Source organism: Streptomyces sp. OfavH-34-F, from assembly GCF_022347745.1.
GTDB lineage: Bacteria > Actinomycetota > Actinomycetes > Streptomycetales > Streptomycetaceae > Streptomyces.
In genome coordinates this window covers 1-10,187 of record NZ_JAKRGC010000234.1, presented here as the reverse complement: position 1 = coordinate 10,187, position 10,187 = coordinate 1, and the positions used below count along the sequence as shown (strand labels likewise).

The window sequence follows — 10,187 nt, the reverse complement described above, 5'->3', positions numbered from 1 at the left end:
CCGGCCCCCTCCGCGTACCCGTCCGCCGTCCTCAGCCCCCGGCCGGGCCCTCGCCGTCCGCCGGGCCCGCCAGCGCGGCGTCCAGCCGGGCTCGGGCGCCCTCCAGCCAGTGCCGGCACACCTTCGCCAGCTCCTCGCCGCGCTCCCACAGCGCGAGGGACTCCTCCAGCGAGGTCCCGCCCGCCTCCAGGCGGCGCACCACCTCGATCAGCTCGTCACGCGCCTGCTCGTACCCGAGCGTGCTGCCCGTGGCGGCGGTCGCCGTCGCGTCGTCCGTCATGTGATCCACCCTATGCATCGGCCTGTGCCGGTCCGTGCCGGCCTGTACGTCGTCGTCCTGGCCGGGGCCGCGGCCCCGGCGGCGGGGACCGGGCCCCCACCGCTGCGCCTACTCCGCGACCCGCACCGCGAACTCGCCCCCCGACACCCGCGCCCGCAGCGGTTCCCCGGCCGCGCCCGCGTCCGAGGGGTCGCGCACCACGTGTCCGTCGGCGCGCTGGAGCACCGCGTACCCGCGCTCCAGGGTCGCGGCGGGCGACAGCGCGAGCACCCGCGCCCGGGTGTGGGCCAGCTCCGAGTCGGCCCGGTCCAGCAGATGGCCCAGGACCCGGCGGGCCCGGCCCGCCAGCGCGTCGACCTCCGCCTCGCGCTCGTCCACCATCCGCTGCGGGTGCTCCATGCACGGCCGCCCCAGCGCATGGGCCAGCCCCCGCTCCTCCCGGTCGAGCAGCCCCCGGACCGTCCGCAGGGCGCGGTCGCGCAGCTGCCGCACCCGGTCCAGCTCCTCGCCCACGTCCGGCACGACCTTCTTCGCCGCGTCCGTGGGCGTGGACGCCCGTACGTCCGCGACCAGGTCCAGCAGCGGCGAGTCCGGCTCGTGCCCGATCGCCGAGACCACCGGCGTACGGCAGGCCGACACCGTACGGATCAGCTCCTCGTCCGAGAACGGCAGCAGGTCCTCGACGCTGCCACCGCCGCGCGCCACGACGATCACGTCGACCTCCGGCATCGCGTCCAGCTCCCGGACCGCCGCGACCACCTGGTTCACCGCGTGCACCCCCTGCACGGCGGCGTTGCGGACCTCGAAGCGGACGGCGGGCCAGCGGCGGCGGGCGTTCTCCAGCACATCGCGCTCGGCCGCCGACGCCCGTCCGCAGACGAGCCCGATCAGCTGCGGCAGGAAGGGCAGCGGCTTCTTGCGGTCCAGCGCGAACAGCCCCTCGGCGGCCAGCGACTTCTTCAGCTGTTCCAGCCGGACCAGCAGCTCGCCGATGCCGACCGGCCGTATCTCCGTCGCCCGCAGCGACAGCTGGCCGCGCGGCGCGTACCACTCCGGCTTGGCGAGCACGACGACCCGGGCGCCCTCCGACACGACGTCGGCGATCCGGTCGAACACCTGCCGGAAACAGGTCACGCTCACCGAGATGTCGTGCGACGGGTCGCGCAGCGTCAGGAACACCACCCCGGCGCCCGGCCGCCGCGACAGCTGGGTGATCTGACCCTCCACCCAGACCGAACCGAGCCGGTCGATCCAGCCGCCGATGAGCCGCGAGACGTCACCGACGGGCAACGGGGCTTCCGGGGAAGTATTGAGAGCCATGCGAGCGAGCGTAACGGCCCCGACCGACAACGGGCCCGGCCCGCGCGACCCACCGGCTCGTCCCCCCTACGGGACCACGTTCCCGCGCCCCCGCTGCGCCAGCACCACCACGAGGCCCACCACCAGCCAGCACGCGCCCACCACCTGCGCGCTCCCCGTCGCCTCCACGATCACCGCGACCAGCACCCCGGCACCGACCACCGGCACCACCAGATGCCGCCACCAGCTCGGCGGCCCCTCCCCGCGCCGCACCACGAACCACCCCACCACCGACGCGTGCAGCAGTACGAACGCCGTCAGCGCCCCGATGTCCACGACCGACACCAGATGGTCCAGCCCGTCGTCGCGCCGGGCCGCCCACACCGCCGCCACCAGCGTCACGACGGCGGCGACCACGATCGCCACCCTCGGCACCCCGGACCGCGCGTCCACCCGCGCCAGCACCCCGGGCAGCCGCCGCTCCCGGGCCATCGCGAACACCAGCCGCCCGGCCGCCGCCTGCCCCGCCAGCGCCGCGAACGCCGCCCCGACCGCCTTGCTGGCGGCCACCAGATCGTGCAGCCAGGTCCCCACCGCCACGTCCACCGTGTCGTAGAAGGCCGCACCCTGCGCCCCCGGATCGGCGGCCAGCTCCGCCGACGTCATCGGCTCCAGCAGGGCGGCGAGATACGCCTGCACCACGAACAGCGTGCCCGCGAGCACCAGACAGAACAGCACCGCCCGCGCCACCTGCGCCGAGCCGCCCGTCACCTCCTCCGCGAACGAGGCGATGGCGTCGAAACCGAGATACGAGAGCACCGCCACGGACACCGCGCCCAGCACCGCCGTCGTGGAGAACCCCGAGTCCCCGGTCAGGGGCGTCAGCCAGCCCCGCTGCGCCCCGTCCCGTGCGAGCACCACCACCGCCGACCCCACGAACACCAGCAGCACCACGATCTCCATCGCCAGCACCGCGAAACCCACCCGCGCGGCGGCGCGCACCCCCCACAGGTTGAGCAGCGTCGTCAGGACCACCGCGAGCGCCGTCCATACCCACCGCGAGACACCGGGAACCAGCGAGTTCATCGCGATCCCCGAGAAGAGGTACGCCACCGCCGGGATCAGCAGATAGTCCAGCATCGCCATCCACCCGGCGATGAACCCCGGCCCCTCGCCCAGCCCCTTGCGGGCGTACGCGAACACCGAACCGGCCATCGGGGCGACCCGCACCATCTGCGCGTAGCTGAACGCGGTGAACGCCATCACGACCGTCGCCGCCACGTACACCAGGGCGACCGCCCCGTCCGACTTCGCGTCCAGCGTCCCGAAGACGCCGACCGGGGCCATGGGCGCGATGAACAGCAGCCCGTAGACCACCAGGTCCCGGAATCCCAGGGTCCGTCGCAGCCGGGCGCGTTCCGTGGAACCGCCGCCCGCATCCGTACCGCTGCCGGCCATGAGCCCTCCGTGGTTGGCGTCGGCACCAGTCTCCCGACCCCCGGCCCGACACGCCTGTTCGGTACGGCCAACGGGCTTTCCCGGCCGTTCCCGCCCGGCCGTTACGATGGGGCGCATGACTGCTACGACTCCCCGCCGCGTCCTCCTCGCCGCTCCCCGTGGCTACTGCGCGGGCGTGGACCGTGCCGTGATCGCCGTGGAGAAGGCCCTGGAGCAGTACGGCTCCCCGGTCTACGTGCGCCACGAGATCGTCCACAACAAGTACGTCGTGCAGACCCTGGAGAAGAAGGGCGCGATCTTCGTCGAGGAGACGGCGGAGGTCCCCGAGGGATCGATCGTCATGTTCTCGGCGCACGGCGTCGCCCCGACCGTGCACCAGGAGGCGGCGGAGCGGAAGCTCGCCACGATCGACGCGACCTGCCCGCTGGTGACCAAGGTCCACAAGGAGGCCGTGCGCTTCGCGCAGGAGGACTTCGACATCCTCCTCATCGGCCACGAGGGCCACGAGGAGGTCATCGGCACCTCCGGCGAGGCCCCCGACCACATCACCCTGGTCGACGGCCCCGAGGACGTCGCGAACGTCGAGGTCCGCGACCCGTCGAAGGTCGTCTGGCTCTCCCAGACCACGCTCTCGGTCGACGAGACGATGGAGACGGTCGGCGCGCTCAAGGAGAAGTTCCCGCAGCTCATCTCGCCGCCCAGCGACGACATCTGCTACGCCACGCAGAACCGCCAGACCGCGGTGAAGCAGATGGGCGCCGACGCGGACCTGGTCATCGTCGTCGGCTCGAAGAACTCCTCCAACTCGGTCCGCCTGGTCGAGGTCGCCCTCGGCGCCGGCGCCGGTGCCTCCCACCTGGTGGACGGCGCCGACGAGATCGACGAGGCCTGGCTGGAGGGCGTCTCCACGGTGGGCGTCACCTCCGGCGCCTCCGTGCCCGAGGTGCTGGTGGACGGCGTGCTCGCCTGGCTGGCCGAGCGGGGTTTCGAGGACGTCGAGATCGTGAAGGCGGCCGAGGAGTCGATCGTCTTCTCGCTGCCCAAGGAGCTGCGCCGCGACCTGCGCGCGGAGGCGGCGGCCCTCAAGGGCGGCGCCTCCGCCGGGACCGGGGAGTAGTAGGAGCGGGGCGCGCCCGCTACCCGTACCGTGGATCACATGGAGATCTTCGGTGTGGACATCGGCGGGTCCGGGATCAAGGGTGCTCCCGTGGACCTGGACCGCGGAGACCTGGCGCGGGAGCGCCACAAAGTACTGACGCCGCACCCGGCCACCCCTGAGGACGTGGCCGGGTGCGTGGCCGAGGTGGTCGGCCACTTCGACTGGAAGGGCCCGGTCGGGATCACCTTCCCGGGCGTCGTCACGGGCGGCGTGACCCGCACCGCCGCCAACGTGGACAAGGGCTGGATCGACCTGGACGCCCGCGCCCTGCTCGGCGACCGGCTGGGCCTCCCGGTCACCGTGCTCAACGACGCGGACGCGGCGGGGGTCGCCGAGATGACGTTCGGCGCGGGCCGGGGCCGCAAGGGCACGGTGATCGTGCTGACCTTCGGTACGGGGATCGGGAGCGCGGTCTTCACCGACGGCAGCCTCGTCCCCAACACGGAGCTGGGCCACCTGGAGCTCCACGGCCACGACGCGGAGAAGCACGCCTCCACGAAGGCCAAGGAGGACGAGGACCTGAGCTGGCACCACTGGTCCCGCCGCGTACAGAAGTACCTGGCGCACGTGGAGATGCTGTTCTCGCCGGAACTGTTCATCATCGGCGGCGGAATCAGCCGCAAGGCGGACAAGTTCCTGCCCCTGATCGAACACGTCCGGGCGGAGATGGTCCCGGCGCAGCTCCAGAACAACGCGGGCATCGTGGGCGCGGCGATGGCGGCCAGGGCCGCCGGGGACGCACGAGGCTGATCGGGGGCGCCAGGGTTCAGCGCTGTGAGGAGCGGCGCGGGGGCGCCGGGATTCAGCGTTGCGAAGGGCGGCGCGCGGGGGCTAGCGCTGTGAGGGGCGGCGCGGGGTTCGGGCCGCCGCCGCGCTGGGGGCCGGTGACGGGGACGCCACCGGCCGGGCCGTCTGGGCGGCCAGCAGCATGCGCCGCTGCCGGGCCCGCATCAGCCGCACCTTGCGCACGGTCGCGATGAGGCCCGCGACGAGGGTTCCCCCGTACAGCCAGCCCGCGTGCACGGCGAGGGCGGTGACGACGGCCATCGTCCGGCCGCCGAAGCCACCGGTGCCGCCGGAGATGGGGGCGATGCCGATCGCGAAGGCGATGGGTACGCTGATCGGCGCGGTCACCAGGTCCGCCGGCCGCACCCAGAGCGCGGTCAGGGCGCTGACGGGGAGGAACAGCACCCCGAAGACCACCGCCGACTCGTCGAACAGCAGCCAGTCCAGGCAGCCGAGGAGGAACATCGAGGCAGCGGCGAAGAGCCCGGCGCCGATCCCGGTGAGCCGGGGGTTGGGCAGCCGGCGCAGGGCGAGCACGGCGGGGGCGCTCACCACCCGGTACCCGAGGGCCCCCGCGCCACCGCCGGCCTTCCGGGGCCCCTCGGCCGCCCCCAGCGGGGACAACGGGGTCTGCGGGGTCTGCCTGCGCTGCGGGGGACGTGTCCTGTGCTGCTCCACCGGGACAACGTAGGTCGCCGGGAGGCGGGAACCGGGTGCGGGACACGCGCTTTGGCCGACCTTGCGAATGAGTTCGATGCCACACGGCGCAGCGGGAACCGCGGACCACCCCGTCACCGCGGGCCGCAAACCCCCGCAGCCCCCGAGTCCGGACCCGTGACTTCCCGCCCCGGCCCGCCCGTAAACTGGAGAATCGGCCCACCACGGGCCCGACGTCCATCCGAGTCCGCCCACCCCCTAGGGAAGTCGCCACCGTGTCGCTCACGATCGGAATCGTCGGTCTGCCGAATGTCGGCAAGTCGACCCTGTTCAACGCCCTGACCAAGAACGACGTGCTGGCGGCCAACTACCCGTTCGCCACGATCGAGCCGAACGTCGGCGTGGTCGGCGTCCCCGACCCGCGCCTGGACACCCTGGCGAAGATCTTCGGCTCGCAGAAGATCCTGCCGGCGACCGTCGACTTCGTGGACATCGCGGGCATCGTGCGCGGCGCGAGCGAGGGCGAGGGCCTGGGCAACAAGTTCCTCGCGAACATCCGCGAGTCGGACGCGATCTGCCAGGTGATCCGCGCCTTCAAGGACGAGAACGTCGTGCACGTGGACGGCAAGGTCTCCCCGAAGGACGACATCGAGACGATCAACACGGAGCTGATCCTCGCGGACCTCCAGTCCGTGGAGAAGGCGATCCCGCGCCTCCAGAAGGAGTCCCGCCTCCAGAAGGAGAAGGTCGCGGTCCTGGCGGCGGTCGAGGAGGCGCAGAAGATCCTCGAAGCCGGCGACACCCTCTTCCACGCGGGCATCACGGCCGGCACGGAGAAGGGCCGCCTCCTGCACGAGCTGCACCTCCTCACCACCAAGCCGTTCCTCTACGTGTTCAACGTGGACGAGGACGAGCTGGTCGACGAGGACTTCAAGAACGAACAGCGCGCCCTGGTCGCCCCGGCCGAGGCGATCTTCCTGAACGCCAAGATCGAGTCCGAGCTGATCGAGCTGGACGACGACGAGGCCCTGGAACTCCTCCAGTCCATGGGCCAGGACGAACCCGGCCTCGCCACCCTCGGCCGCGTCGGCTTCGACACCCTGGGCCTCCAGACGTACCTCACGGCCGGCCCGAAGGAAGCCCGCGCCTGGACGATCAAGAAGGGCGCCACGGCCCCCGAGGCGGCCGGTGTCATCCACACCGACTTCCAGAAGGGCTTCATCAAGGCGGAGATCATCTCCTTCGAAGACCTGGTCGAAACCGGCTCGGTCGCCGAAGCCCGCGCCAAGGGCAAGGCCCGCATGGAGGGCAAGGACTACGTCATGCAGGACGGCGACGTGGTGGAGTTTCGCTTCAACGTCTGACGGGACGTGAACGAATGGCCTGACCTGCGAGAAAGCAGGTCAGGCCATTTTTCTGTGCCCGGCGGTCGCAGAAACCGGGGCCGCTCTCCAGCCCCGTGAGTGTGGCCTCTCTCGACTCCACGGCGGCGGCCTGTTTGCCGCTCGGCAGCGGGGTGGTCAGTTTCGGGGGCCCGCTCCGTGGAGGAGGGTGTCCACCACTCGGGCGGCCAGGGTGTCCGGGTCCGTGGTGGGGTCCGTCGGGTTGCCGTGGAGGGTTTCGCCCAGGAGGGCGTAGTAGACGCGCTGGAGCCAGGGGAGGTCGGCGGCCTCGTCGATGAGGTGCTCGGCGCGGGCGCGGTCCAGGACCGTGAGGCAGTGGCGGGCCATCTCCTCGTGGAGGGCGGCGGCCTCGCTGCCGGGGGTGGCCGGGAGGCTCAGGGCGAAGGTCCAGGCGCCCTTGACCTGGAGGACGTTGGCCGTGATGCGGTGCAGCGCGACCAGGGGTGGGGCGGTCGTGGGGCGGCCGTCGTCCACGGCTTGGGCGAGCTGGCGGGCGGCCGACAGGGCCAGGGCGTCGATCAGTGCCTGGCGGTGGGCGAAGCGGCGGTGGATCGTCGTACGGGAGACCCCCGCCTCGGCCGCGATCTGCTCCATCGAGGCGCCGGGGTCCTGGGAGAGCAGGCGTTCGGCCGCCTCCAGGATCGCGCGCACGCTCCGCTCCGCGTCCGCCCGCAGCGGCCGTGCCGTCTTCTCTCCCACGCCGTCTCCCCGTCGTTCCGCCTCGATCTCCCCTAAATGGTACATGTGTGATTCGTTTTTGGGTTAAGTGGAGCAGCAATGTTGCAGATCAGCTAGGAAGCTGTACTGTCATGTCGCAGTTGAATGCGTCCATGTCCCCATCCCGGCCAAGGAGATCTCCCATGCCCACCACCGCCCTCGTCACCGGTGCCTCCTCCGGGCTCGGCGCGGAGTTCGCCGCCCAGCTCGCCGCCCGCGGGCACGACCTCGTCCTCGTGGCCCGGTCGGAGGACCGGCTCACCGCCCTCGCCGGCCGCCTGACCGACCGGTACGGCGTTCGGGCGCACGTCCTGGCGCAGGATCTCGCCGAGCCCGGCGCCGCCCATGCGATCGCCGACCGGCTCCACGCGCTCGGGATCGATGTCGGGCTGCTGGTCAACAACGCCGGCTTCGGGACCTGCGGGCGCTTCGAGGACATCGCCGCCGACCGCGACCACGACCAGCTGATGGTCAACGTCGTCGCCCTCGTCGGCCTCACCCACGCCCTGCTGCCGGGCATGCTGGAGCGCGGCGCGGGCGCCGTGGTGAACGTCGCGTCCACCGCCGCCTTCCAGCCCGCCCCGTACTTCGCGGTCTACGGCTCGGCCAAGGCGTTCGTGCTGAACTTCGGGCTCGCGCTGCGCCAGGAGTGCCGGGTGAGGGGCGTGCGCGTGCTCACCGTGTGCCCCGGTCCGGTCGACACGCCGTTCTTCGAGGCCATCGGTACGCGTGAGGCGGCCGTCAACGGGGCGATGAGTACGCCGGAGCCGGTGGTGCGCGCCGCGCTGGCCGCCCTGGACCGCGATCGCGCCTATGTCACCCCGGGGTTCGGCAACGCCCTGGCCGCGCATCTGCTGCCGCGTCGCCCGCGCGCCCTGGTCGCGGCGTTCGCCGAGCGCGTCACCCGCAAGGTCCTGGCGTCGGCACCGAAGGCCGCCCAGGACGGACCCGCCGGGCCCGGAGCGGCGCTCACCGCCTCCGCGGTGTGAGCGCCGCCCCGTACCCCTCCGCGGCGGTCGTCAACCGCTGCGGAGAGGCTCTGTGTACGGTCCGTCAGCAGGCGCCCAGGTCCTGCCAGACGCCCCACGTGCCCGACGTGCCGGGCTGCTCGCCCTGGACCCACCACTTGGCGCGCCAGTTGTGGCCGTTGTACGAGACCGTGTCGCCGCCGTTGTAGACCCGGCCGGCGTCCCAGGCGGCGGCGGTGCAGTCGCCGGGCGGGTTCCCGCCGTCGCCCCCGCCGTCGTTGCCGCCGCCGATGTTCACGTCGATGCAGGCGTAGAACGCGTTGGCCGTGTCGGAGATGTTCCAGACGGCGAGCACCTTCTGCTTGCCGCTGAAGCCGCCGAAGTTCACCTGGTGGGTCTTGGTGGCACCCGGCTGGGCACCGTTGTCGTTGAACTCGGCGATCTTCGTGCCACCGATGTAGTACTGCCAGGTGCTCGTCGCGTGACGGGCCGTCAGGGTCCAGGAGAAGTTCGTGGAGCTCCCGACCGGGGTGGCCTTCCAGCCCTTGGCGTCGTTGTCCAGCTCGGCGAACTGGGAGTTGCCGCCGCTGCAGCTGCGCAGGCCCTTGGGGCCCTCGACGCTCTGCGGCTCGTACTTGATCTGACCGCAGCTGACGGTGCCCGCCGCGCACTGGGCCTGGCGGCTCGGCGGCGAGGAGACGTATCCGTGCGCGCTGGCCGAGGTGGCCGGCAGGGCCACCGCGAGCAGGGGGGCGACACCCGCACCGATCACGAGGGCCAGTTTTCGCTTCGCGTTCATGCCAACTCCTTCGCTGGGAGCTGCCGCGGGGTGACGGCAGCGGTCGGACGCGCCCGCACCGGTCGCGGCCTTGTCGGGGGGTGCTGGACACGGCGAGGGCGGGGTACGGCCGGTGGCGAGGGAGGTGCCGCCCGCAGTCCCGTCGCACGCCGCGATCGCCCTGGGCAACCGCGACTCACCTAGGTCTAGACCATACCTATGGACGTGTACTCGTCAAGGGGACTGGACGGTACGGACGTGAGGGGGTATCAGCAGAACCGTCGGGCAGACGGACCGGCAGGCGGGGCAGGGCCCCGGACGGGGCGCGCGGGTCAGGTGGCCGGGCGGGTCATGACGATACGGGCGATCTCCACGCGCGACTTCGCGCCCAGCTTGCGGTAGGCACGGGTCAACGCCGCCTCGACCGTCTTCACACTCAGCGTCAGGCCCGCCGCGATCTCCCGGTTCGTCGCCCCCTGGGCCACCCGCGCCACCACACTCCGCTCCGTCGAGCTGAGCCGCTCCGGCCACGCGTCGCCGTCCAGCCGCGGCAGCGGCACCTCCCCGGCCCGGTCCCGCTCCGCCCGGACCCGCGCCACCCAGGCCCGCGCCCCCGCGGCCGTGAACACGCGCAGGGCCCGGGCGTACGCGGCATGGGACGCGCCCTCCTCGCCGAGGCGGC

The 10,187-nt window shown here is 72.5% G+C and carries 11 protein-coding genes; 4 read left to right on the top strand and 7 right to left on the bottom strand.

The features are described from left to right. Window positions 1-31: 31 nt before the first annotated feature. The 3 genes from MHW47_RS26115 to MHW47_RS26105 form a co-directional block, all read right to left on the bottom strand. Window positions 32-280 (bottom strand): exodeoxyribonuclease VII small subunit, encoded by a 249-nt coding sequence (locus MHW47_RS26115; RefSeq protein WP_239226221.1) that lies wholly within the window; start codon window positions 278-280, stop codon window positions 32-34. 108 nt (window positions 281-388) lie between these two features. After that, the gene (gene xseA, locus MHW47_RS26110) at window positions 389-1,600 is read right to left on the bottom strand and encodes an exodeoxyribonuclease VII large subunit (RefSeq protein WP_239226220.1); all 1,212 of its coding nucleotides are present in this window, start codon (window positions 1,598-1,600) and stop codon (window positions 389-391) included. 66 nt (window positions 1,601-1,666) lie between these two features. After that, window positions 1,667-3,037 carry an APC family permease gene (locus MHW47_RS26105; protein ID WP_239226219.1) on the bottom strand — a complete coding sequence of 457 codons (1,371 nt, stop codon included), beginning with the start codon at window positions 3,035-3,037 and terminating at the stop codon, window positions 1,667-1,669. Window positions 3,038-3,143: 106 nt separating this feature from the next. On the opposite strand from MHW47_RS26105, the gene MHW47_RS26100 reads away from it, so the two are divergent. Beyond that, a complete protein-coding gene (locus tag MHW47_RS26100; RefSeq protein ID WP_239226218.1) occupies window positions 3,144-4,154 on the top strand; it encodes a 4-hydroxy-3-methylbut-2-enyl diphosphate reductase in 1,011 nt (336 codons plus the stop codon). Window positions 4,155-4,193: 39 nt separating this feature from the next. Next, on the top strand, window positions 4,194-4,946 hold the full coding sequence (gene ppgK, locus MHW47_RS26095) for a polyphosphate--glucose phosphotransferase (RefSeq protein ID WP_239226217.1): 753 nt from the start codon (window positions 4,194-4,196) through the stop codon (window positions 4,944-4,946). An 81-nt stretch (window positions 4,947-5,027) separates the two neighbouring features. Here ppgK and MHW47_RS26090 read toward each other — a convergent pair whose 3' ends face one another. Beyond that, window positions 5,028-5,537, bottom strand: coding sequence for a DUF6542 domain-containing protein (locus MHW47_RS26090; protein WP_374230151.1), 510 nt, complete (start codon window positions 5,535-5,537; stop codon window positions 5,028-5,030). A 377-nt stretch (window positions 5,538-5,914) separates the two neighbouring features. On the opposite strand from MHW47_RS26090, the gene ychF reads away from it, so the two are divergent. Beyond that, window positions 5,915-7,003, top strand: coding sequence for a redox-regulated ATPase YchF (ychF, locus tag MHW47_RS26085; RefSeq protein ID WP_239226215.1), 1,089 nt, complete (start codon window positions 5,915-5,917; stop codon window positions 7,001-7,003). A gap of 156 nt (window positions 7,004-7,159) precedes the next feature. Here ychF and MHW47_RS26080 read toward each other — a convergent pair whose 3' ends face one another. Then, a complete protein-coding gene (locus tag MHW47_RS26080) occupies window positions 7,160-7,741 on the bottom strand; it encodes a TetR/AcrR family transcriptional regulator (RefSeq protein ID WP_239226214.1) in 582 nt (193 codons plus the stop codon). 161 nt (window positions 7,742-7,902) lie between these two features. Here MHW47_RS26080 and MHW47_RS26075 point away from each other — a divergent pair, with 161 nt between their 5' ends. Next, window positions 7,903-8,748, top strand: coding sequence for an SDR family oxidoreductase (locus MHW47_RS26075; RefSeq protein ID WP_239226213.1), 846 nt, complete (start codon window positions 7,903-7,905; stop codon window positions 8,746-8,748). A 64-nt stretch (window positions 8,749-8,812) separates the two neighbouring features. On the opposite strand, the gene MHW47_RS26070 is transcribed toward MHW47_RS26075, so the two are convergent. Then, window positions 8,813-9,526, bottom strand: a complete 714-nt coding sequence (locus tag MHW47_RS26070) for a lytic polysaccharide monooxygenase (RefSeq protein ID WP_239226212.1) — start codon at window positions 9,524-9,526, stop codon at window positions 8,813-8,815. Window positions 9,527-9,837: 311 nt separating this feature from the next. Then, the coding region (locus MHW47_RS26065; protein ID WP_239226211.1) for a helix-turn-helix transcriptional regulator at window positions 9,838-10,187 on the bottom strand (350 nt) is incomplete at its 5' end.

Excerpts from the sequence above, each read along its gene's own strand:
- ppgK (WP_239226217.1), top strand. The coding sequence starts at position 4,194 with ATGGAGATCTTCGGTGTGGACATCGGCGGGTCCGGGATCAAGGGTGCT.
- MHW47_RS26070 (WP_239226212.1), bottom strand. The coding sequence starts at position 9,526 with ATGAACGCGAAGCGAAAACTGGCCCTCGTGATCGGTGCGGGTGTCGCC.
- MHW47_RS26100 (WP_239226218.1), top strand. The coding sequence starts at position 3,144 with ATGGGGCGCATGACTGCTACGACTCCCCGCCGCGTCCTCCTCGCCGCT.
- MHW47_RS26115 (WP_239226221.1), bottom strand. The coding sequence starts at position 280 with ATGACGGACGACGCGACGGCGACCGCCGCCACGGGCAGCACGCTCGGG.
- MHW47_RS26075 (WP_239226213.1), top strand. The coding sequence starts at position 7,903 with ATGCCCACCACCGCCCTCGTCACCGGTGCCTCCTCCGGGCTCGGCGCG.
- xseA (WP_239226220.1), bottom strand. The coding sequence starts at position 1,600 with ATGGCTCTCAATACTTCCCCGGAAGCCCCGTTGCCCGTCGGTGACGTC.
- MHW47_RS26105 (WP_239226219.1), bottom strand. The coding sequence starts at position 3,037 with ATGGCCGGCAGCGGTACGGATGCGGGCGGCGGTTCCACGGAACGCGCC.